Source organism: Lentzea albidocapillata subsp. violacea (genome assembly GCF_900100275.1).
Taxonomy (GTDB): Bacteria; Actinomycetota; Actinomycetes; order Mycobacteriales; family Pseudonocardiaceae; genus Lentzea; species Lentzea violacea.
The window spans coordinates 56,782-78,220 of sequence record NZ_FNET01000027.1; the positions used below are offsets into that span (position 1 = coordinate 56,782).

Here is a 21,439-nt window from a genome sequence, read left to right on the forward strand (position 1 = left end):
GAAATCGTGAGGTCACCGAACGCCGACCAGGTCAGCACCATCGCTGCTGACCTGGTCGCGGATTCGGTGCCGAGCAAGCTGACCGCGCAGGACCCGACCCTGTGGGGGCCGGAAGCCGAGTCCGAGGCGAGCATCCGCCTCTCCTGGACGACGTTGCACGAGTCGTCCCGTGCACTGCTCCCCGAACTCGTGGCACTGCGCGCCGAACTGCACGCCGAGGGTGTCGACCGCGTCGTCCTCGCCGGAATGGGTGGCTCGTCGCTGGCCCCCGAGGTGATCACGCGGACCGCGGGCGTCCCGCTGGTCGTGCTGGACACCACCGATCCCGCCCAGGTCGTCGACGCTCTCGCCGGTGATCTCGAGCGCACGGTGATCGTGGTGTCGTCCAAGTCCGGTGGCACCGTCGAGACCGACAGCCACCGCCGGATCTTCGAGAAGGCCTTCACCGACGCGGGCATCAACGCCGCGTCGCGCATCGTGGTCGTCACCGACCCCGGCTCGCCGCTGCAGAAGGCGTCCGAGGAAGCGGGCTACCGCAAGGTGTTCCTGGCCGACCCGAACGTCGGTGGCCGGTACTCGGCACTGACGGCGTTCGGCCTGGTGCCGTCCTACCTGGCCGGCGCCGATGTCGAGGCGCTGCTGGACGACGCGGCCGAGGTCGCGAAGGTCGTGTCGCAGGACTCCGTGGACAACCCGGCGGTGATCCTGGCCGGCGTCTTCGGTGCCGCGCACGCCCATGGCGCCGAGAAGATCATCTTCGCCGACACCGGGTCCGGCATCGTCGGATTCGGCGACTGGGCCGAGCAGCTCATCGCGGAGTCGACCGGCAAGAACGGCACCGGCCTGCTGCCGGTCGTCGTCGAGGGCCCCGGCGCTCCCGGTTTCGTGGACGCGCGGACGGATGCCACGACCGTCGCGATCGGACCGGCCACCGGGTCGGCGAACATCGCGGTCGAGGGCAGGCTGGGCGCGCAGTTCCTGCTGTGGGAGTACGCGACCGCGCTCGTCGGCCGGGTGCTCGGCATCAACCCGTTCGACCAGCCCGACGTCGAGGCCGCGAAGAAGGCCTCCCGCGCGCTGCTCGACGCGCCGGCCGTCGCCGCCACGATCCCGTCCTTTGTGGACGGACCGGTCGAGGGTCACGGCACCGGCTGGACGCAGCGCAAGGTCCACACGGTCGCGGAAGCGCTTGCGGCGATCGTTGAAGTGACGCCCGAGCACGGCTACATCTCGGTTCAGGCGTACTTGGACAGGATCGACGACGCGTCGTTCGAGCTGCTCCGTGCGGAGATCGCGAAGAGGACGCACCTGCAGACCACGTTCGGCTGGGGTCCGCGCTTCCTGCACTCGACCGGCCAGTACCACAAGGGCGGTCATCAGAACGGCGTGTTCATCCAGATCACCGGCGAGTCGGGTGACGACCTGGAGGTGCCCGGCCGTCCCTACACGCTGGCGCAGCTGCAGCTCGCGCAGGCGCTCGGCGACGGTCAGGTCCTGGCCGAACACGGTCGCCCGGTGCTGCGTCTTCACCTCGAGGACCGCATCGCCGGCTTGGCCCAGCTCGTCGAGGCAGTCCAGGAGGACGGTTCGTGACCACATCCGCCAAGTGGCACAACCCGCTGCGGGACGCGCGTGACAAGCGCATGCCCCGCATCGCGGGCCCAAGCGCGCTGGTCATCTTCGGTGTCACCGGTGACCTGTCGCGCAAGAAGCTGATGCCCGCGATCTACGACCTCGCGAACCGGGGTCTGCTGCCGCCGGGCTTCGGTCTCGTCGGCTTCGCCCGCCGCGACTGGGCCGACCAGGACTTCATGAAGGTCGTGCACGACGCGGTGAAGGAGCACGCGCGCACGCCGTTCAACGAGGCCGTGTGGCAGCAGCTCGCCGAAGGCATCCGGTTCGTGCAGGGCACGTTCGACGACGACGCGTCGTTCGACAACCTCGCGTCGTGCCTCGCGACTCTGGACGCCGAGCGCGGCACGGGCGGCAACCACGCGTTCTACCTGTCGATCCCGCCGGGCGCGTTCCCGACGGTGGTCAACCAGCTCAAGCGCGCGGGCCTGGCGCAGTCGCAGGCCGACCAGTGGCGCCGCGTCGTCATCGAGAAGCCGTTCGGCCACGACCTGAAGTCCGCCAAGGAACTGAACCGCACGGTCAACGAGGTCTTCCCTGAGGAGTCGGTGTTCCGCATCGACCACTACCTCGGCAAGGAGACCGTGCAGAACATCCTGGCGCTACGGTTCGCGAACCAGCTGTACGAACCCATCTGGAACTCGAACTACGTCGACCACGTGCAGATCACCATGGCCGAGGACATCGGTCTCGGTGGCCGCGCGGGCTACTACGACGGCATCGGCGCGACTCGCGACGTCATCCAGAACCACCTGCTGCAGCTGCTCGCGCTGATCGCGATGGAGGAGCCCGTCTCCTTCAAGCCGTCGGACCTGCGGGCGGAGAAGGTGAAGATCCTCTCGGCGACGCGTCCGGCGGAGCCGTTCGAGGAGACCACCGCGCGCGGCCAGTACACCGGTGGCTGGCAGGGCGGCCAGAAGGTCCTGGGTCTGCTGGAGGAGGGCGGTTTCTCGCCCGAGTCGAAGACCGAGACGTTCGGCGCGATCACCTGCGAGGTCAACACCCGCCGCTGGGCCGGGGTGCCGTTCTACCTGCGCACCGGCAAGCGCCTGGGCCGTCGCGTCACCGAGGTGGCCGTCGTGTTCAAGCGGGCGCCGCACCTGCCGTTCGACGACACGGCGACCGAGGAACTGGGCCAGAACGCCCTGGTCGTCCGCGTGCAGCCGGACGAGGGCGTGACGATCCGGTTCGGGTCGAAGGTGCCGGGCAACACCATGGAGGTCCGCGACGTCACCATGGACTTCGGTTACGGCCACTCGTTCACCGAGTCGTCGCCGGAGGCCTACGAGCGGCTGCTGCTCGACGTCCTGCTCGGTGAGCCGTCGCTGTTCCCGAAGAACGACGAGGTCGAGCTCTCCTGGGAGATCCTCGACCCGATCCTCGACTTCTGGGCGCGCAAGGACGAGCCGGCTCTGGAGAAGTACAAGGCTGGGACCTGGGGTCCGCCCTCGGCGGACGCGATGACCGCCAGGACCGGAAGGCACTGGAGGCGTCCGTGATCATCGACCTGCCCTCGACCACCACCTCCCAGATCAACTCGCGGCTGGTCCGGCTGCGGGACGAAGGCGGTGCGACGACCCTGGGTCGCGTGCTGACCCTCGTCATCGTGACCGAGGACGGCCAGCGCACCGACGCCGCGATCGACGCGGCGAACGACGCTTCGCGCGAACACCCGTGTCGCGTGATCGTCGTGGCCCGCGGTGCTCGTCAGGCGGCACCTCGCCTGGACGCGCAGATCCGCGTCGGTGGCGACGCCGGAGCCTCCGAGGTCGTTGTTCTGAGGCTTTATGGCGAACTCGCCAAGGAAGGCGCCTCGTGCGTCATGCCGCTGCTGCTGCCGGACACCCCGGTCGTGGCGTGGTGGCCGTTCGACGCGCCGGTCTCGCCGTCGAAGGACCCGATCGGCCAGCTCGCGCAGCGTCGCATCACCGACGCCGCGGCCGAGAAGAACCCGATCAAGGCCCTGGAGTCCCGGCGGGCGCACTACGCGCCGGGCGACACGGACCTGGCGTGGACGCGGCTCACGTTGTGGCGCGCCATGCTCGCCTCGTCGCTGGACCTGCCGCCGTACGAGAAGGTCCTGGAAGCGGACGTGACCGGTGAGGCCGACTCGCCGTCCACGGACCTGCTCGCCGCGTGGCTGACCGACCGGCTGAAGGTGCCTGCCAAGCGTTACAAGGCGACGTCGGGTGAAGGCATCGTCGAGGTACGGCTCGGCCGTCCCTCCGGCGACGTCGACCTGCTGCGCCCGGACGGCAAGGTCGGCACGCTGACCCAGCCCGGCCAGCCTTCCCGCCGGGTGGCGCTGCAGCGTCGTTCGGTGCGCGACTGCCTCGCCGAGGAGCTGCGCCGGCTCGACCCCGACGAGGTCTACGCGGCGGCGCTGAGGTCGCTCGCGAAGGTCGTGAAGGGCCGCACGCCGTCGCCGAAGGACGAGGCTCCCGCCGCCGTCACGGAAGCCACCAACGGTTCCGTTCCCAAGAAGTCGAAGGCGAAGGCTGGTTCGTGAGCAACCCGCAAGTGGTGGTGCACCGCGACGGCGACCTGCTGGCCGCCGCCGCGGCGGCCCGCCTGGTGACCCGCATGGTCGACGCCCAGGCCGCGCGCGGCTACGCGTCCGTCGTGCTGACCGGCGGCCGCACCGGCACCGCGGTCCTGGAACACCTGAACCGCAACGCCGCGCGGGACGCGGTGGACTGGTCCCGGGTCGACCTGTACTGGGGCGACGAGCGGTTCCTGCCCTCGGGGCACGCGGACCGCAACGAGACCCAGGCACGTGCCGCGCTGCTGGACCACGTTGCGGTGGATCCGTCGCGCGTGCACGTGATGGAGCCGTCGGACGGCAAGTTCGGCGACGACCCCGAGGCCGCCGCCGAGGCCTACGCCGCTCTGCTGGCGTCGGTCGCGCGGCCGGAGGACCACGGCGACGTGCCCGCGTTCGACGTCTGCATGCTGGGCGTCGGCGAGGAGGGGCACGTGGCGTCGGTGTTCCCGGATTCGCCTGCTGTGCACGAGAAGGAGCGGACGGTCGTGGCCGTGCGCAACTGCCCGAAGCCGCCGCCCACGCGCGTGTCGCTGACTCTCGCGTCGGTGCGGTCCGCGCAGGAGGTCTGGCTGATGACCACCGGTGAGGCCAAGGCCGCCGCGGTGGCCATGGCGCTGAGCGGTGCCGGCGAGGTGCAACTGCCCGCCGCCGGTGCCACCGGTCGCCGCCGGACGTTGTGGCTGCTGGACACGGCGGCCGCCTCGGCGGTGCCGGCCTTGTTCAAGCCGCCGCTGGCTTAGGGTCTGTATCGAGGTCTGGTTCGATGAGAGTCGCGCTTGAGGTGGTTCCTGGTGGTGCGGCCGGATGGCCCGCATACCGTTGTTGTATGTGGGTTGTCCGGCCGTGCCGCCAGGGGCCGCCTCGGGCCCGGCTATCACGGACCAGACCGCGATACAGACCCTAGTTCCGGCCCCCAGGCTTCGGCCTGGGGGCTTTTTTCGCTCAGTCCACCAGTTGCTCCATCACGCGCACCGGCAACGACGGGTTCGCCGCCGCGGCCCCCGCCGTGAACTCACGCCGCAGCAACTCCATGATCATCGACACCGGCAGGTGCGGATGAGCGGCCGCGAGGTGCCGGGCCCGGACGTCTTCCAAGCACAGCAACAAGGTCTCCCCCGAAGCGTGCGGATGCCGGGCAACTGCCCTCCAGGTCTGCTGCGCCGAAGCAGCCCGCAAAGCCATGTGGTGCAACAACTCCGCAGGACACAAAGGATTGCGCGCAACCTGCGGGTACAACCGGGGCCCGTGCCGCGAGGCCAGTTCCCACAGCTGCGGCACGGTCGCCAGAGGATGGACGACCACGGCACCGGCAACGCCCGGATCGGCGTCCCGCACCAGGCCGGCGAAGAGATCCGGCGGCAGATCGGCACGTGTCGCCACCATCATCCGCACCTGCGTGACGGGAGACGCGGCCAACGCCCGGAGTTCCGCGGGAGAAGCGGAAGCGATGCGGGGCAACGGATCGGGGCCGATCCGTGCGGCCGGGGCCAGTTCCTCCAGGAGGTCCAGCGGGATCGCCGGGTTGCGCAGGAGCACGAGGCGCAGGGCACGGGTTCCGGTGAGCTGGCGTAGAACCGGAACGGGGACCGCGGGGTTCGCGGCGAGTTGCGACAGGATGCCGGGTTCGAGTTCCGAGGCGAGCTGCTCGTAGACGCTGGGAGGCAGGTCGGGGCGCCCGGCCAGGAAGTAGCGGGACGCGTGGTGTGGCAACAGGTCCGCCGCCACGGCGGGCGGGGTCGCGGAGTTGGCCGCCAGTTCGCGAACCAGGGTGCCGGGCCGGAGCAGCGCCAGCACCGAGGCGGGGGTGTGCGGGCTGGAAGCCAGTGCGCGCAGCACGTCGGGGCTCGGATGGTGGCTCAGCGACTCGGCCAGGGCGGGCGGCAGCGCGTGGAACAGCACCAGTTCGGCCACCACCTCCGGCTCGGGGTCGCGGGCCAGCAGGGTGACCACGTCGGCGGGCAGGGAACAGGCCGATTCGGGCAAACGTGCACGGATGGAACGGTCCGGGTGGAACGCCAGTGCGCGGGCCAGCGCGGGATCGGCGTCGGCGCGGCCGGTCAGCACCAGGGCCACCGGTTCGTTCACGATCGGTACGTCCTCCGGAGCGACCATCCCGTTCTCCAGCAGCCGGTACACGGCCGAGGAGTCGCCGTGCGCGAGCAACGCGCGCACGTGCTCCGCTGTCAGGTCTGGACGGTCGGCCAGTTCGGCGGCCAGGCCGGGGCGGGTGACCAGGCGGTCGAGGAGGTAGCCGGGCAGTGCGGGGTTCGACGCCAGGCCCTCCAGTACAGCGTTCACCAATCTCCCAGGTAGCACGGCAGGCATTCCCCCCGACAACGCGTATCATCCCCAATCGCGTTGAGTAGCGGGGGTTTTGTGGCAGACGGCAGTGCGATGCGACGTCCCACCATCGGGATGATCACCGCTGGCCCGCTCATCGAGCTCGCGGGCGAGCAGTGGCGTGGTGTCAGCGACGGTGCTCAGCGCCTCGGGTGCGACCTCGTGTGCTTCGTGGGCAGTGAACTGGATCATCCGGATCCGCTCAAGCGTCGTGCCAACACGGTTTACGACCTCATTTCGCCGAACCGCATCGATGCGCTCGTGGTGTGGACTACGCGCGTGGGCCAGCTCATCGGCTCCGATGGCATGCAGGAGTACGTGAAGCGGTACGCGCCCATGCCCCTCGTGAGCGTGGAAACAGGCCTTGCTCAATGGCCAACGATTTCGATGGACAACCGTGACGGCATGAAGCAGGCCGTCGACCACCTCATCGAGGTGCACGGCAAGCGCCGGATCGCGTTCGTCCGGGGACCGCAAACGCATGCGGGCGCCCGAGAGCGGTTCCTGGGGTACGCGGACTCGTTGCGCAACCACCGAATCCCGTTCGATCCGGCGCTGGTCACGATGCCGGGCTCGTTCATCTGGGAACCCAGCCGCGCGACCGAGGCCGTGCGCAAGATGCTCGCCCGGATCGAGGACCCACCGGACGCCATCGCCGCCGCGAGCGACGACTACGCGATCGGGGTCGTGTCCGCGCTGGAGGAACTGGGTTTCCGCACGCCGGAGGACGTCGCCGTCGTCGGGTACGGCAACCACACGAACGTCCGCACGCACGACCTCGGTTACCACGCGGGCAGTCAGACGTCGAGGGTGCGGCGCGAGGTGCACGCCGACGCGGCGACGCCCGCGTTCACCACCGTCAGGGCGCCGTTCCACGAGATGGGGTTCCGGGCGGCCGAACTCGCGGTGGCGCTGGTGAGGGGTGAGCCCACGCGCCGGCGGCAGACCATGCCGACCGAACTGATCGTGCGCCGGTCGTGCGGCTGCCTGCCGTCCGGGCTCGGCGATCACGCGCCCGCGCACGACCGGCTGAGCATCAACGAGTCCGCGACCGCGTCCACCGTGGCCGACCACCTGCGCGACTCGCTCGGGCAACCCGCCGCGAAGCTGCCGGAGGGCTGGGCCGAGCAGTTGGTCGTCGAGCTCATGGCGGCAGGCCGCGGCGAGGTCGAGGGCGCGGAGTTCCTGAAGCTGCTGGCCGAGTACATCCGCGGGAGTGCGCGCGCCGGATGCGAACCGGCGCAGTGGTGGCCACCGCTGTTCGACCTGCATCGGTTCGTGACGGCCCGCATCAGTGACGCGACGATCATCAACGACCTGTGGCTGCGCGTGCAGTTGCTTCTGGGCGATGCGTTCGCCGCGGACGCACGGTTCAAGTACCTGTCGCACGAGCGTCACGACCAGACGGTGCGTGAAGCAGGGCAACGGCTCATCGCGTCACGGGACGTGGACGAGCTGACGAGCGCACTGGCCGAGGAACTCCCCCGCCTCGCCATCCCCGGCTGTCACGTCATGGCGTACGACACGCCGGGTACGGCGCGCGCGCTCGTCCGGTACGAGCACGGCGAACTCAAGACCCCGCCGGACACTCCGTTCCCCACCATCAACCTGACGCCGTACCAGTTCCGGCGGAACACCCCGTTCAACGCGCTGATCGCCCCGCTCTACACCGACGAGGACCACCTTGGGTACGTGATCTTCGAGGAGGGCCCGGAGCCGGGCTGGATCTACGAGGCCGTGCAGCAGCAGCTCAGCAGCGCGTTGCGCAGCATCAGGCTGATGCAGGAGCTGAAGGACGCGCGCGCACGGCTCGAAGAACGCGTCGGCGAGACCGAAGCGCAGTTGCGGCACGCACAGAAGATGGAGGCCATCGGCCGGTTGACCGGTGGCATCGCACACGACTTCAACAACATCCTCACGGTCGTGAACGGCAACAGCGAGATGCTGCTGCGCCGCACCCTTCAGGACGATCCGAGGCGCACAGCGATCGAGGACATCAGGCACGCCGGCGAACGAGCCGCGAACCTGACGAGGCAGCTGCTCGCGTTCACCCGCCAGCAGGTCCTGCATCCGGAGTCGTTGGACCTCAAGCACAACCTCACCCAGGTCCACTCGATGCTGCGCACGCTCGTCGGCGACCACATCGAACTGGAGATGCACCTGCCCGACGGCGTCGCCAGGGTGTGGGCGGACGCGGGCCAGGTCGAGCAGATCCTGTTCAACCTCGCGGTCAACTCCCGCGACGCCATGCCCGGCGGCGGCACGCTGAAGGTCTCGATCGCGGACAGGAAGCTCGGCGGCGGCGACACCGGCCGGATCGTCGGCGTGCGGCCCGGCGAGTACGTCGTCCTGCGCGTCCAGGACACCGGTGCCGGCATGGCCCCGGACGTGCAGGCGCAGGTGTTCGAGCCGTACTTCACCACCAAGCCGGTCGGCAAGGGCACGGGTCTCGGCCTGTCCACGGTGTTCGGCATCGTGCAGCAGTCCGGCGGGCAGATCGAACTGAAAAGCGCACTGGGCGTGGGCACGACCGTGGAGGTCTATCTGCCCGTGCCGCACGAACGCGACGGCACGCCCGAAGCGCCGTGCGCGCGCCGCCCCACCACGCATCAAGGCGCCGGCACCGTGCTGCTCGTGGAGGACGACGCGCAGGTGCGGGTCATGACCAGGCGCTCGCTGGAGATCGCGGGCTACGCGGTGATCGAGGCGGGCGACGGCCAGGAGGCGCTGCAACTCGCCACCGCGCACCGCAGCACCATCGACCTCGTGCTCACCGATGTCGTGATGCCGAAGATGGGCGGCCCGGAACTCGTCCGGCTGCTGCGCTCGACCGGTGCCGCGCCCGCCGTGATGTATATGTCCGGCTACACGACCGACGAGGTCCTCGACGACGAGGTGCTGATCACCAAGCCGTACGTGGAGTCGGTGCTGCTCGAACGCGTCCGCGAAGTACTCGCTCAGGACGCCTGAGCGCGCTTGGCGAGCACGGCGCGGATCGTCTCGTCCAGCGTCTCCAGCCGGAACGGCTTCTGCAGGTAGGCGGCGATCTCGTGCCCCGCGAACCGCCGCTCCAGCGACGGGCGGTCGTAGCCGCTGGTCAGCACCACCGGCACGGTCAGGCCCTCGCGTTCGAGCTCCGCGAGCACCTCCTCGCCGGACAGGCCCGGCATGCTGTGGTCGAGCAGCATCGCGTCGATCTCGGTGGACCGCCGGCGCAGGAGCGCGATCGCCTCGATGCCGTCGATGGCCTGCAGAACGGTGAAGCCCAGCTCCTCGAGCAGGCTCACGGTGTACCTACGCACGGGGTCCTCGTCCTCGACGACGAGCACCAGCCCAGCCAGCGACATGCGGGCAAGTATGCCGGAAACTATTCGTGTCCTCAGCACCAGGTCGCCGTCTATTCTCGGTAATTCTTCACGAACTGCTCCATCAGTGTGACCTGGGCCATTTGGATCACACCATTGGTTGAGGCTCTGCGCTAACCTTCGCGACACCGCTGCCGCGCCACGCTGAGAAAGAGGCACCAGGAAAGGCCAACTCCATGCGTAAAGCGACGGCAGCAGCCGCTCTGGCCGTGCTGTTCACATTGTCGTCAGCACCCGCGCACGCCGCGACGATTCCTTCGGAGCGCGTGACGATCGACGTGGTGACGGTGAACGGTTCCGGGTGCAAGCAGGGCACCGCCGAAGTGATCGTCTCACCGGACAACACCTCGTTCTGGGTGATCTACAGCGACTACCTGGCCCAGGCGGGCAAGGGTGCCGGTGCGACCGAATTCCGGAAGAACTGCCAACTGACCCTGCAGGTCAACGTCCCGCAGGGCTTCTCGTACGGCATCGCCGAAGCGACCTACGGGGGCTACGGGTACGTCCGGCCCGGCGCGGTCGGGTACCAGTCGGTGAATTACTACTTCCAGGGTCAGTCGGCCACCACGACGTGGAAGCACATGTTCAACGGCCCGTTCGACGACAACTGGTCGATCACCCACCGGACCGAGTTCTCCGAGATCGTCTGGGCACCGTGCGGCGAGAAGAAGAATCTCAACGTCAACAGCGCCCTGCGGGTCGACAAGGGTACCTCGGACGCTGATACGAACAGTTTCATGACGATGGACTACCAGCGCGGAGAAGTGCGCACCCTGCACCACTTCTCGTGGAAGCGCTGCTGATTTTCGGAAAGGCCGCCGCCACCGAAGTCCAACCGCCGCCACCCTCCTGCGAGACGCGTTTGGAAAGGTGCCTCATGCTCAACGCGGTTGCCGCTGCCCTGCTGGCCTCGGCCATCATCATCCCGCCCGGCGCGCCCGGCGACACGCCGCCGCCCGACCACATCACCATCGACGTCGTCACGGTCAACGGCTCGGGTTGCCCGGCGGGCACGGCGGCCGTCGCGGTGTCCGAGGACAACAAGGCCTTCACCGTCACCTACAGCGACTACCTGGCCCAGATCGGAGTCGGCGCACGACCGACAGACTTCCGCAAGAACTGCCAGCTCAACCTGCGGGTCAACGTCCCGCAGGGCTTCACCTACGGCATCGCCCAGGCCGACTACAGAGGGTTCGCCCACCTGGAACGCGGGGCGTACGCCATCCAGAAGGCCAACTACTACTTCCAGGGCATGTCGCAGAACGACTCGGCCTCACACCGGTACAACGGCCCGCACAGCGACGACTGGCAGGCCACCGACCAGACCGAGCTCGCCGCCATCGTCTACTCACCGTGCGGCGAGAAGCGGAACTTCAACATCAACACCGAGCTCCGCGTCTATCCCGGCTCGTCCAACACGGCCACGACGACCAGCTTCGTGTCGATGGACTCCACGGACGGTGCCATCGACACGATCTACCAGTTCAGCTGGAAGACATGCCCGTAGTAGTGCTGTGACTACCGCACGCGCTCGCACGAGCGTGTGCGGTAGCACATATGTGAGCCGACAGCCGTACAGATTCGCGTGTGACGGCGTCTTACTCCCATGACGGGGCAGGTCGGGGTAAAGGGGCAGCCAATGCCATCCGCCGCATACGCGCAGTACGGTGAGGATCGCAAGGCTCACAGGGGAGGTCGGATACTGACCACGACGCTGCTCCCGGCCAGACGGCCGGCGACGACCGCGGCCGGCTCGCGCTGGCCGCTCAGTGGTGACTACCGTCAGGTCCTCGCCGACCTCGCGTTGCTCTTCTTCGCCGCGCTCGACGTCTGGCTGTACGGGCTGTGGCTCGAAGCCGACCCGATCACGGACCTCCCGCCGATCGAGAACTACCAGCTGTGGCTCAACTGGCTCGGGGTCGGCGCGCTGGTGCTGCGCCGCCGGTTCCCGTTCCTCACGCTGGTCCTCACCATCCCCGGCTTCTTCGTCGGCTGGTCTCAGCTCGCCGCGATGATCGCCCTCTACACGGTCGCCCGCCGCTACATCGGCGGCTGGCAGACGGGTCTCGCGGCCGCGCTGGTGTGGCTCTGCCGGTTCGTCGCCTGGCCGTTCGAGGAACTGATCGAACGGCCCGCGTCGGGTCACTTCCACTCGGCGATCTACGGCTTCCTGGTGGCGGGCCTGCCGATCGCTATCGGCCTGCTGGTGCACGCGCGTCAGGAACTCTCCGACCGCATCTCCGAACTGGCCGAGTCACGCGAGAGAGAGCGTGTGCTCCACGCGCACGCCATCCGTGCCGACGAACGGGCAAAGCTCGCCCGCGAGATGCACGACGTCGTATCGCACCAGGTCAGTCTCATCGCGATGCAAGCGGGCGCGCTCCGCATGGCCGTGGCCGACGCCGAGCACAAGCAGGTCGCCGGCACCATCCGCATGTTGTCGACGCGCACGCTCGATGAACTCCGTCAGCTCGTGTCCGTCCTACGCACCACAGACGACACCCAGCCGAGCCTCGACGAGCTGCCGGAACTGGCCGCCGACGCGGGCTTCGAGGTCACCATCCAGCTCAAGGGCCCCGTAGAGGACCTCTCCGCACCGGTGTCCGGCGCCGTCTACCGGACGGTGCAGGAGGCCCTGACGAACATCCGCAAGCACGCCGTGGGCGCGAGCGCGACGGTGTTCATCGACGCCCAGTACGACGACAACGTGCTGGTCGAGGTGCGCAACACCGCCTCGTCCAGCCCGTCGTCGACGCTGCCCAGCGGCGGTCACGGCCTGGTCGGCCTGCGTGAGCGCGCCACGTTGCTCGGTGGCGAGTTCTCGGCGGGGCCGACCGAGGACGGCGGCTTCCTGGTGTCGGCGACGTTCCCGAGGGAACGCGTCATCACCGATTGAAGCGCTTGAAGGCCTGGTACGACTTCTTGGGCTCCAGGCGGTAGGGCGAGTTCTCGTCGTCGAACCGCCTACGGATCGTGCGCAACAGGCTGTACGAGGCCATGTCGTAGTCACGATCGCGACACGTCGGGTTGTGCGGCGAGTCCGGTGAGATGACCGAGTACAGGTGCGATCCCTCGACGTCGGGCTGTGCGTCGAACACGCGCAGCATGCGGGCGATGTGATCGGCCTGTTCGCGTTCGTTCCGCTCGAAGCCGGGCTTGATCACGGGCGGGTCGGCCCCGTAGTCGACGATGTCCCAGCCCATCCCACCGGCCTTCGCCGCGCCCGTGAACGTGCAGCAGCCGTACTCCAGGATCATCAGCGGCTTGCCCCAGCGCCGGTATTTGTCCAGGTCAGTCGTGTACTCGGTGTCGGTCTCGAAGTGCGTGTAGTAGTCGAGGCCGACGAGGTCGAACAACGACCAGTCGTTCCACTCCGCGTCCGCGCCCGCCGCCGCGCCGTAGGTGATGCGGCCGTGGAACTCCCTGCGCGCCACCTCGACGGCCTTCGCCATGAACTCGCGGAAGCGCCGGACGACCGCCGGCCAGTCCGTGATCGACGGCATGTGCGCGATCCGGTCGAGGAACGTGTCGCCGGGGATGATGCCCGGCGTGAACAGGAAGTGCTCGCAGCCGGTGACGAACGTGATGTCGTCGCCTTGCCGCTTCCGCTCGGCCGTGCACGCGGCCTCCGCCATGTGCTGCAGGATCTCCTCCTGCGGGTGGTCGTAGAGCCTGGGCTGCACGAAGACCCGCATGCCGTGGCGCAACGCCGCGTCGGTCGTCTCGGCGAGGCGGCCGAGGTCGGTGCCGAACGCCGTGATCGAGGGGCAGCGCAGGTCGTCCGCGATCAGCCGGATCTCCCGTTCCAGCTGCGGACGGCTCCAGCGCACGCGGCTCAGCGGTTCCCCTGCCGCGTGCAGCACACCGGTGTCGTAGCAGACGCCGCCACGCTTCCGCGGCGCCGCTGCCGCCGTGCCGCCCCCGATACTCGCCAGCGCCGCGGCACCGGCGACGGACTTCAGGAACACCTTTCGACTGATCATCGTTCCCCCTGACTGGTTGCTCTCCCCGAAGCACTGCTTCTTCGAGAACGCTCGTCAGGGGTCGAATTGTCGCGTCCGAAAATCGGTCAGGCGCGCCTGGAGGCCAGCGACGCACTCAACGCCGCCGCCGCGCCGAGAACACCACAGGTGAGCGCGACGGACATCGTCGGCTCGTGCTTGAGCAACACCGACACCAGCAGCCACACGGCCAGCCCGAGGCCGAGGCCGAGCGGCACCGACGCGATCACCGCCGCCATGCCGGTCTGCCGCCGCCGCAACGCCCGCAGGTTCGACTCCAGGTACGCGAACGTGAACAGCAGCAGCAACGCCGAACCGGTGCCCATGAGGCTCAGCCACGGCGTCCGGCTGGACTCCAGCAGAAACGGCGGCTGCTCGTCGACCTGGGCCGTCACGACGCCGCCGATGATCCACCGCGCCGCGCCGGGCAGCACGAACCCTTCGGGCCCGGGCGCCGGCACGTCCGCGAGCGGAATCCCGGCCGCCGTCACGACCAGATGCGTGCCTTCGACCTTCACGGGATCCGCGAGGTCCATCTCGATGGTCGTCGCGGGCGGGTTGCCGGTCGCCACGAACGGCACCACGGCCATCGCGATCAACGCGAGCGCCGCCACCAGCCACAACGCCCACGGCGTCGACGGCGGCTTGATCACCTGCGAAGCGGGTACCAGCGTGCTGCTGCCGCTCAGGCGCGCGGCGGGGATCGGGTCGACCAGCGTGGCCCGGATCCGCTGTCCCGTGAGCGTGACCGTCTCGCGTTCCGGCACGGGCCGCAGCGACGGACGTGTGGACGACGCCGACACCTGCGGTGCGAGGTGCACGGGAATACCCAGGCGCACGAGCCAGTCCGGGCCGAACAGCTGGCCCGCCGCGCCCGCCAGGTCGATCGCGAACGTCTCGGCGTTGCGGTAGCGCGCGTCGGGCTCCCGCGCGATGCTGCGCATCACCACGCCGGCCAGGGGTTCCGGCACCTTCGGCAACGGCCGCGGTTCCTGGAACACCCGCTTCTGGATCATCGCGATCGGGCCGCCGCCGCGTTCGAACGGCAGGTCGCCGCACAGCAGTTCGTAGAGCATCGTGCCGGTCGCGTAGACGTCGGCCGCGGGCGACAGGGCGTTGCCCATCGCCTGCTCCGGCGCGATGTAGGCGGGCGTGCCGAGCACCGCGCCGCCGTGCGTCACGAGCGTCGCACCCTCCGACACGACCTGGGAGATGCCGAAGTCCGCCACCTTCACCACGCCGTTCGAGGTGAAGAGCAGGTTTTTGGGCTTCACGTCGAGGTGCAGCACGCCGGCCTCGTGCGCCGCGTGCAGCCCGGACAGCGCCGCCAGCACGATCCCGCACGACTGCTGCGCGGTCAGGCCGTCACCGGAGAACCGCGACCAGACCGTGCCGCCGTCGAGGCGTTCCATCACCAGCAGGTGCTCGCCCTGCTGCCGCACGTAGTCGTAGACCGGGACGATGTGCGGGTGGTCGAGGCGCGCCAGCAACCGCGCCTCGTGCTCGAAGCGCTCACTCATCCGCGGATCTTCGGCCACGGCGTGCGGCAGCCGTTTGATCGCCACGGGACGCCCCAGCTGACGGTGCAGACCGCCGTAGACGACACCCATGCCGCCCTCGCCGATCTGGTCGCCGACGGCGTACTGCGGCAGGGCGGCGACCACACTGGACAGAGTCACCGTTGAATCCTCACGGTATCCATTTCGGACGGTGGCCGTTGCTCACCGGGGTGCGGCGTCACGTAACCGAGCACGAACGCCACCGCGGCCGCACCGATGATGAACGGAATCTCGGCCGTGGGCGACGGCGCCACGAGCCGCAGCACCGACAGCGAGATCACCGCGATCAGCCCGGTCCCGATACCGGCGGGCAGAAACCGCATGGCCCGCTGCCACCGGTTCGCGGGCAGCCTCCTGCGCGCCAGCGCGATCAGCGCGCCCGCCCACGACAACGCCGTCAGCACGAGCACGCCCAGCCCGAACGCCCCGTAGACCGACCAGAGCGAGCCCCGGACGTCACCGGTCGTCTCGACGGACGCGATGCTCTCGCGTTGCACGTCGATGACCTCGACCGTGACCGGAAGGAGACCGATCGCCTGCGAGCCGAGGTCGGTCGGCTCCAGCGGGAACGAACGGGTCTCCGAGGTCTTCGCCGGCACGTCGAAGGGAACCGTTGTGTCGTAAGCGAAGAAGGTCAACGCCAGCGCGGTGCCGCTGATCCGCACGGTCTTCACGCGCTGCAGGGTGTTCGTGTTGTTGCGGACCGTGACCGAGACCTTGGCAGTCTGCGACGGGTCCAGCACCAGGTTCCCTACTCCAACCGGCCTACCGTCCACATCGGCCTCGAGGATCACAGACCCGTCCTGTGCGGAAGCCGCGAAGGGAAGCAGCATAATTCCGCACCACAGCAGTAAACCTGCACCGGCCATGCGACGTCTCACTAGCGCACCTTAGGTTCTGATCCGGGGAGTTGGAATGCGGTCTTTAGGTCTACTCGTGGCTGTAGCAGCCGGTGTTACGGTGCTGGTCGCCACACCTGCGACCGCTCAGCAGCAGACGTCGGTGACCGTGAACCCGACCAGCGGTCCTGCGGGCTCTAGCGCGACCTTCACCTGGTCAGGCTTCTACAGATGCAAAGGCACCATGCGCATCAACTGGGCGGGAAGCGTACTGGCCACCGCACCGTGGGCGGCTAACGGTTCGGTCACCGCGACCATCCCGGCCGGTTCCAAGCCAGCCACGTACAGCTACAACGCAACCGACGAGTGTGGCCGGACCGCCTTCGGCAGGTTCACCGTGACCCCGCCGCCGCCGGTCACCACGACGCGGCCGCCCGTCACCACGCAGCCTCCCGTCACCAACCCACCGGTGACCAAGCCTCCCGTGACGACCCGTCCCCCGGTCATCACGACCACCACGACTCCCCCGGTGACGACCACGACCACCACCACCACCACGGACTCGTCGACCCCGCCGTCCTCCTCCACGACCGACGCGCTGACCGACCCCGATGACGGCGTCCTGATCCTGGACAAGGACAACATCCAGCCCGGCGACGACCTGACCGCGACCGGCACCGGCTGCCCCAAGGGCGCGAACGTGACGCTGAAGTCGCTGGGCCAGGACGTCGGCAGGACCACGGCCGACGAGAACGGCGAGTTCCGGTCGCCGGTGCGGTTCGAGAACATCGAGCCCGGCCGTCACAAGGTGCGCGCGGAGTGCGGCATCGTGCTCGTGGGCAACGTGGACGTGACGCTGTCGAGCTCGTCCGGTGGCACGACCAGCACGCTCGTGGTGCTGTTGTTCTTCCTGCTCGTGGGTGCCGCGATGCTGCGCCGTCAGTTCGCCGGCCTGAGGCGATAACGAGAAACGCGAAAGGTCCCCTCTCCGCAGTAGAGGGGACCTTTCGCGTGACTACCGAAGATCTGAGCCTTACGGCTCTTCGCGCTGGCGGCGCAGCTTGGCGAGAGCCTCTTCGAGGATCGCCTCGCCGTCCGCGTCGGAGCGCCGCTCCTTCACGTACGCAAGGTGCGTCTTGTACGGCTCGTTGCGCGGAGGCGCGGGTGGCGTCTGCTCGTCACGACCTGCCGGCAGGCCGCAGCGCGGGCAGTCCCAACTCTCCGGAACGTCCGCCTCGACCGCGAAGGAAGGCCGGGACTCGTGACCGTTCGCGCACCAGTACGACACCCGACGACGGGGCGCGGACTCGCCGCGCTCCGACTCACCCATCGGGCCTGCGCCGACGCGGGTACCGCGAATCGCGTTACCACCGGACATCGACCGTTACACCCCCACCAAGTGGTTACCCCAAGCCCCTGAGGGCTTCTGCCGCTGAACGGAAGATCAGGCTCCGGGGAGCTTGATCAGCAGCCCGATACCCACGATGGCGATGACCCAGATCGCGCCGACGAAGAGCGTCAGGCGGTCGAGGTTCTTCTCGACAACGGAGGAACCGGACAGACTCGACTGCATGCCGCCGCCGAACAGCGAAGAAAGGCCGCCACCACGGCCGCGGTGCAACAGCACCAGCAGCACCAGCAGCACGCTGGAGACGATCAACAGGATCTGCAGGAACAGGATCATTTCTTCCTCGCTGTCAGGCAGCCGACGCCATAGAGTACCTGTTCGACTGCCGAACGTGTGCATCCGGTGGGATTAGGGATTAAGCCAGATCAACTTAGGGTAGAGGCCCGCCGGCAGCCAATGCGCACAGCTTGGTGAATTCGTCCGCCTGAAGGCTGGCACCGCCCACGAGAGCGCCGTCGATGTCCTTCTGCGCGATCAGTTCACCGATGTTCGACGACTTGACCGAACCGCCGTAGAGCACCCGGACGACCGCCGCGGTCTCCTCGCCGTACTTCTCCGCCACGAACGAGCGGACCAGTGAGCACACCTCCTGCGCGTCCGCGGACGACGCGGTGCGGCCGGTGCCGATGGCCCACACGGGCTCGTAGGCGAACACGATCTTGGCGACCTGCTCGGCCGTGAAGCCCTGGAGACCGGTCTCCAGCTGCTGGCGCACCAGCTCCAGGTGACCCTTGGCCTCGCGGACGTCGAGCTTCTCGCCGAAGCAGAAGATCGGGGTGACCTCGACCTTCAGTGCCGCCTTGACCTTGGCGTTGACGATGGCGTCCGTCTCGCCGTGGTACTCGCGCCGCTCGGAGTGCCCGACGACCACGTAGTGGCAGCCGAGCTTCTTGATCATCAGGCCGGAGACCTCACCGGTGTAGGCACCGGAGTCGTGCTGCGAGATGTCCTGCGCGCCGTACTTGATCAGCAGCTTGTCGCCGTCGACCAGCGTCTGGATGCTGCGGATGTCGACGAACGGGGGAAGAACGGCGACCTCGACCTTGGCGAAGTACTTCTCCGGGAGGGAGAAGGCGATCTTCTGCACGAGGCCGATCGCCTCGAGGTGGTTGAGGTTCATCTTCCAGTTGCCCGCGATGAGCGGGAGCCGGGCTGCCATCAGGACTCCAAAACGCTGATGCCGGGGAGTTCCTTGCCCTCAAGGAACTCCAGGGACGCGCCACCGCCGGTGGAGATGTGCGAGAAGCCGTCCTCGGGCAGGCCCAGCGCACGCACCGCGGCAGCCGAGTCGCCGCCGCCGACGACGGTGAACGCGTCGGACTTCACGAGCGCTTCGGCGACGGCACGGGTGCCGCCGGCGTAGGTCTCGATCTCGAACACGCCCATCGGGCCGTTCCAGAACACGGTCCTGGCGTCAGCGAGCTTCGACGCGAACAGCTCGCGCGACTTCGGGCCGATGTCGAGACCCATCTTGTCGGCGGGGATCGAGTCGGTGCCGACGACGTCGTGCTCGACGTTGCCGAACTCGGCCGTGACCAGCACGTCGACCGGCAGCACGAGCTCGACGCCGCGCTTCTCGGCCTCGGTGAGGAAGCCCTTCACCTGGTCGAGCTGGTCTTCCTGCAGCAGCGACGTGCCGACCTCGTGGCCCTGGGCCTTGAGGAACGTGTACGCCATGCCGCCGCCGATGAGCAGCCGGTCGACCTTGGCCAGCAGGTTCGCGATGACGCCGAGCTTGTCGGACACCTTCGCGCCGCCGAGCACCACGACGTACGGGCGCTCCAGGTCGTCGGTGAGCTTCTTGAGGACCTTGAGCTCGGCTTCGACGAGACCGCCGACGTACGCGGGCAGCTTCTGCGCCACGTCGTAGACCGAGGCCTGCTTGCGGTGCACGACACCGAAGCCGTCGGACACGAACGCGTCCGCGAAGGACGCGAGCTCGTCGGCCAGTGCCGAACGCTCCGCGTCGTCCTTCGATGTCTCGCGGGCGTCGAAGCGGACGTTCTCCAGCATCACGACGCCACCGTCGGTGAGCGCTCCGACCACGGACGTGGCGGACGAGCCGACCAGGTCGCTCGCGAGCGCGACCTCGGCGCCGAGCAGCTCACCGAGGCGAGCGGCGGCCGGGGCCAGGGAGAACTTGGGGTCCGGCTCGCCCTTGGGGCGGCCGAGGTGGGCGGTGACGATCACGCGGGCACCCGCGTCGGCCAGGGCCTTGATCGTCGGCACCGACGCGCGCACGCGGCCGTCGTCGGTGATCTTGTCGCCGTCGAGGGGGACGTTCAGGTCGGCGCGCACGAGGACGCGCCGACCCGAGACACCCTCGGCGAGCAGGTCGCTGAGAGTCTTCACTGACTGTTCGCCCCTGCTCAGATCTTGGAGGCGACGAGCTTGACCAGGTCCGCGAGGCGGTTGGAGTAGCCCCACTCGTTGTCGTACCAGCCGACGACCTTGACCTGGTTGCCGATCACCTTGGTCAGCGGCGCGTCGTAGATGCACGAGTGCGGGTCGGTGACGATGTCGGCCGACACGATCGGGTCCGTCGAGTACTTGAGGATGCCGGCCAGGGGGCCCTCGGCGGCGGCCTTGTACGCGGCGTTGACCTCGTCGACGGTGACCTCGCGCTTGAGCGTGACGGTCAGGTCGGTGGCCGAGCCGGTGGGGATCGGCACGCGCAGCGCGTAGCCGTCGAGCTTGCCCTTGAGCTCCGGCAGCACCAGGCCGATGGCCTTCGCGGCGCCCGTGGAGGTCGGGACGATGTTCAGCGCGGCGGCGCGGGCACGGCGGAGGTCGCTGTGCGGCGCGTCCTGCAGGTTCTGGTCCTGCGTGTACGCGTGGATCGTGGTCATGAGGCCCTGCTCGATGCCGAAGCTGTCGTTCAGCACCTTGGCCAGCGGCGCGAGGCAGTTCGTGGTGCAGGACGCGTTCGAGATGATCGTCTGCGAACCGTCGAGCTTCTCCTCGTTCGCGCCGATGACGACGGTGAGGTCCTCGTTCTTGGCCGGCGCGGAGATGATGACCCGCTTGGCGCCGCCCTCGTCCACGTGCGAGCGCGCCTTGGTGGCGTCGGTGAAGAAACCGGTCGACTCGACCACGACGTCGACGCCGAGGTCCTTCCAGGGCAGCTTGCCCGGGTCGCGCTCGGCGAGGGCCTTGATGACCTTGCCGTCGACGGAGATGCCCTCGTCGGTGACCTGCACGTCGGCGTCCAGACGACCGAGGATGCTGTCGTACTTCAGCAGGTGGGCCATGGTGGCGACGTCACCGAGGTCGTTGAACGCGACGATCTCGATGTCGTGGCCGCCGGCCCTCACGGCGCGGAAGAAATTGCGCCCGATCCGACCGAAACCGTTGACACCTACACGAACCGTCACGACTGACTCCTTGCGTTCAGCTTGGTAGGAACAAGCCCACCCTATCTGCCGAACTGCGTCCCTGGTCACAGGGATAGTGAGTATCTCTTGATCGAGCCAGAAAATCGGCCCCTGACTAGGCCGTTCGGCGGCGCAGCGCGCGGAGCATCCAGAGGTACGCGCTCAGCTCCTCCGCGGCCTCCGCGGCAGTGCGGCAGGCCTCCGGACCGGTCTCCTGCGCGTCCCCGCCGACGACGGCCGTGATCCGGGCGAGCCACTCGTCGACGACGGCCCGGTCCTGGGGCGGCACGAGCGACGCCGCCGGTCTGTCCTGTGCTGTCATGGACCGATCCTGGCGACACCCGGGAGGACCGTTCAATACCCCGAAACAGCGGGT

20 protein-coding genes are annotated in these 21,439 nt (G+C 68.6%); 9 read left to right on the forward strand and 11 right to left on the reverse strand.

Annotation, left to right across the window (positions count from 1 at the left end; all coding sequences use genetic code 11):
- Positions 1–6 precede the first annotated feature (6 nt).
- Genes BLR21_RS36820 through pgl form a run of 4 tightly spaced genes read left to right on the forward strand, consistent with a single transcriptional unit; the run spans position 7 to position 4,917 of the window.
- The gene (locus tag BLR21_RS36820) at positions 7–1,593 is read left to right on the forward strand and encodes a glucose-6-phosphate isomerase (RefSeq protein ID WP_245816690.1); all 1,587 of its coding nucleotides are present in this window, start codon (positions 7–9) and stop codon (positions 1,591–1,593) included.
- Positions 1,594–1,643: 50 nt separating this feature from the next.
- Complete coding sequence (gene zwf / locus BLR21_RS36825) at positions 1,644–3,131, forward strand: glucose-6-phosphate dehydrogenase (RefSeq protein ID WP_143028042.1); 1,488 nt, start codon at positions 1,644–1,646, stop codon at positions 3,129–3,131.
- Positions 3,128–4,141 carry a glucose-6-phosphate dehydrogenase assembly protein OpcA gene (gene opcA, locus BLR21_RS36830; RefSeq protein WP_090013949.1) on the forward strand — a complete coding sequence of 338 codons (1,014 nt, stop codon included), beginning with the start codon at positions 3,128–3,130 and terminating at the stop codon, positions 4,139–4,141. Before zwf ends, opcA begins: the two co-directional genes overlap by 4 nt.
- Positions 4,138–4,917: a 6-phosphogluconolactonase gene (pgl, locus tag BLR21_RS36835; RefSeq protein ID WP_090013951.1), complete on the forward strand. Its 780-nt coding sequence runs from the start codon at positions 4,138–4,140 to the stop codon at positions 4,915–4,917. Before opcA ends, pgl begins: the two co-directional genes overlap by 4 nt.
- Positions 4,918–5,119: 202 nt before the next feature.
- On the opposite strand, the gene BLR21_RS36840 is transcribed toward pgl, so the two are convergent.
- Positions 5,120–6,475, reverse strand: a complete 1,356-nt coding sequence (locus BLR21_RS36840; RefSeq protein ID WP_090013954.1) for a serine/threonine-protein kinase — start codon at positions 6,473–6,475, stop codon at positions 5,120–5,122.
- 117 nt (positions 6,476–6,592) lie between these two features.
- On the opposite strand from BLR21_RS36840, the gene BLR21_RS36845 reads away from it, so the two are divergent.
- Positions 6,593–9,487, forward strand: a complete 2,895-nt coding sequence (locus tag BLR21_RS36845; RefSeq protein ID WP_176929954.1) for a substrate-binding domain-containing protein — start codon at positions 6,593–6,595, stop codon at positions 9,485–9,487.
- On the opposite strand, the gene BLR21_RS36850 is transcribed toward BLR21_RS36845, so the two are convergent.
- Positions 9,475–9,864 carry a response regulator gene (locus BLR21_RS36850; protein ID WP_090013959.1) on the reverse strand — a complete coding sequence of 130 codons (390 nt, stop codon included), beginning with the start codon at positions 9,862–9,864 and terminating at the stop codon, positions 9,475–9,477. The genes BLR21_RS36845 and BLR21_RS36850 overlap by 13 nt on opposite strands.
- Before the next feature lie 194 nt (positions 9,865–10,058).
- Between BLR21_RS36850 and BLR21_RS36855 the strand changes: the two genes are divergently transcribed.
- The 3 genes from BLR21_RS36855 (at position 10,059) to BLR21_RS36865 (ending at position 12,778) form a co-directional block, all read left to right on the forward strand.
- Entirely contained in the window at positions 10,059–10,685 is a 627-nt protein-coding gene (locus BLR21_RS36855) for a DUF4360 domain-containing protein (RefSeq protein ID WP_090013961.1), read from the forward strand.
- Positions 10,686–10,759: 74 nt separating this feature from the next.
- Positions 10,760–11,389 (forward strand): DUF4360 domain-containing protein, encoded by a 630-nt coding sequence (locus BLR21_RS36860; RefSeq protein WP_090014039.1) that lies wholly within the window; start codon positions 10,760–10,762, stop codon positions 11,387–11,389.
- A 132-nt stretch (positions 11,390–11,521) separates the two neighbouring features.
- Positions 11,522–12,778 carry a sensor histidine kinase gene (locus BLR21_RS36865; RefSeq protein ID WP_090013963.1) on the forward strand — a complete coding sequence of 419 codons (1,257 nt, stop codon included), beginning with the start codon at positions 11,522–11,524 and terminating at the stop codon, positions 12,776–12,778.
- On the opposite strand, the gene BLR21_RS36870 is transcribed toward BLR21_RS36865, so the two are convergent.
- The 3 genes from BLR21_RS36870 to BLR21_RS36880 all read right to left on the reverse strand — a co-directional run bounded on the left by BLR21_RS36870 (position 12,768) and on the right by BLR21_RS36880 (position 16,275).
- Complete coding sequence (locus tag BLR21_RS36870) at positions 12,768–13,865, reverse strand: abortive phage infection protein (protein ID WP_143028038.1); 1,098 nt, start codon at positions 13,863–13,865, stop codon at positions 12,768–12,770. The two genes, BLR21_RS36865 and BLR21_RS36870, sit on opposite strands and share 11 nt — an antisense overlap.
- Positions 13,866–13,951: 86 nt before the next feature.
- Positions 13,952–15,562 carry a serine/threonine-protein kinase gene (locus BLR21_RS36875; protein ID WP_256335175.1) on the reverse strand — a complete coding sequence of 537 codons (1,611 nt, stop codon included), beginning with the start codon at positions 15,560–15,562 and terminating at the stop codon, positions 13,952–13,954.
- A complete protein-coding gene (locus BLR21_RS36880) occupies positions 15,559–16,275 on the reverse strand; it encodes a hypothetical protein (RefSeq protein ID WP_143028039.1) in 717 nt (238 codons plus the stop codon). The genes BLR21_RS36875 and BLR21_RS36880 overlap by 4 nt, the downstream gene beginning before the upstream one ends.
- Before the next feature lie 250 nt (positions 16,276–16,525).
- Between BLR21_RS36880 and BLR21_RS44210 the strand changes: the two genes are divergently transcribed.
- Entirely contained in the window at positions 16,526–17,245 is a 720-nt protein-coding gene (locus tag BLR21_RS44210) for a hypothetical protein (RefSeq protein WP_256335176.1), read from the forward strand.
- 69 nt (positions 17,246–17,314) lie between these two features.
- Here the strand turns inward: BLR21_RS44210 and BLR21_RS36890 are convergent, their stop codons facing one another.
- The 6 genes from BLR21_RS36890 to BLR21_RS36915 all read right to left on the reverse strand — a co-directional run bounded on the left by BLR21_RS36890 (position 17,315) and on the right by BLR21_RS36915 (position 21,385).
- Positions 17,315–17,659, reverse strand: coding sequence for an RNA polymerase-binding protein RbpA (locus tag BLR21_RS36890; RefSeq protein WP_090013973.1), 345 nt, complete (start codon positions 17,657–17,659; stop codon positions 17,315–17,317).
- 66 nt (positions 17,660–17,725) lie between these two features.
- Complete coding sequence (gene secG, locus BLR21_RS36895) at positions 17,726–17,965, reverse strand: preprotein translocase subunit SecG (RefSeq protein WP_030478109.1); 240 nt, start codon at positions 17,963–17,965, stop codon at positions 17,726–17,728.
- 94 nt (positions 17,966–18,059) lie between these two features.
- Positions 18,060–18,848: a triose-phosphate isomerase gene (gene tpiA / locus BLR21_RS36900; protein ID WP_090013976.1), complete on the reverse strand. Its 789-nt coding sequence runs from the start codon at positions 18,846–18,848 to the stop codon at positions 18,060–18,062.
- A complete protein-coding gene (locus BLR21_RS36905; protein ID WP_176929955.1) occupies positions 18,848–20,041 on the reverse strand; it encodes a phosphoglycerate kinase in 1,194 nt (397 codons plus the stop codon). Before BLR21_RS36905 ends, tpiA begins: the two co-directional genes overlap by 1 nt.
- A 17-nt stretch (positions 20,042–20,058) precedes the next feature.
- Positions 20,059–21,063, reverse strand: coding sequence for a type I glyceraldehyde-3-phosphate dehydrogenase (gene gap / locus BLR21_RS36910; protein WP_090013980.1), 1,005 nt, complete (start codon positions 21,061–21,063; stop codon positions 20,059–20,061).
- A gap of 115 nt (positions 21,064–21,178) precedes the next feature.
- On the reverse strand, positions 21,179–21,385 hold the full coding sequence (locus BLR21_RS36915) for a hypothetical protein (protein ID WP_090013984.1): 207 nt from the start codon (positions 21,383–21,385) through the stop codon (positions 21,179–21,181).
- Positions 21,386–21,439: the final 54 nt, after the last annotated feature.

Bases quoted from the DNA above. Each gene is read 5' to 3' on its own strand.
- BLR21_RS36850 (WP_090013959.1), bottom strand. From the start codon at position 9,864: ATGTCGCTGGCTGGGCTGGTGCTCGTCGTCGAGGACGAGGACCCCGTG.
- BLR21_RS36845 (WP_176929954.1), top strand. From the start codon at position 6,593: ATGATCACCGCTGGCCCGCTCATCGAGCTCGCGGGCGAGCAGTGGCGT.
- BLR21_RS44210 (WP_256335176.1), top strand. From the start codon at position 16,526: ATGCGCATCAACTGGGCGGGAAGCGTACTGGCCACCGCACCGTGGGCG.
- BLR21_RS36880 (WP_143028039.1), bottom strand. From the start codon at position 16,275: ATGCTGCTTCCCTTCGCGGCTTCCGCACAGGACGGGTCTGTGATCCTC.
- BLR21_RS36915 (WP_090013984.1), bottom strand. From the start codon at position 21,385: ATGACAGCACAGGACAGACCGGCGGCGTCGCTCGTGCCGCCCCAGGAC.
- BLR21_RS36860 (WP_090014039.1), top strand. From the start codon at position 10,760: ATGCTCAACGCGGTTGCCGCTGCCCTGCTGGCCTCGGCCATCATCATC.
- secG (WP_030478109.1), bottom strand. From the start codon at position 17,965: ATGATCCTGTTCCTGCAGATCCTGTTGATCGTCTCCAGCGTGCTGCTG.
- BLR21_RS36865 (WP_090013963.1), top strand. From the start codon at position 11,522: ATGCCATCCGCCGCATACGCGCAGTACGGTGAGGATCGCAAGGCTCAC.
- tpiA (WP_090013976.1), bottom strand. From the start codon at position 18,848: ATGGCAGCCCGGCTCCCGCTCATCGCGGGCAACTGGAAGATGAACCTC.
- BLR21_RS36870 (WP_143028038.1), bottom strand. From the start codon at position 13,865: ATGATCAGTCGAAAGGTGTTCCTGAAGTCCGTCGCCGGTGCCGCGGCG.
- zwf (WP_143028042.1), top strand. From the start codon at position 1,644: ATGCCCCGCATCGCGGGCCCAAGCGCGCTGGTCATCTTCGGTGTCACC.
- BLR21_RS36855 (WP_090013961.1), top strand. From the start codon at position 10,059: ATGCGTAAAGCGACGGCAGCAGCCGCTCTGGCCGTGCTGTTCACATTG.
- BLR21_RS36890 (WP_090013973.1), bottom strand. From the start codon at position 17,659: ATGTCCGGTGGTAACGCGATTCGCGGTACCCGCGTCGGCGCAGGCCCG.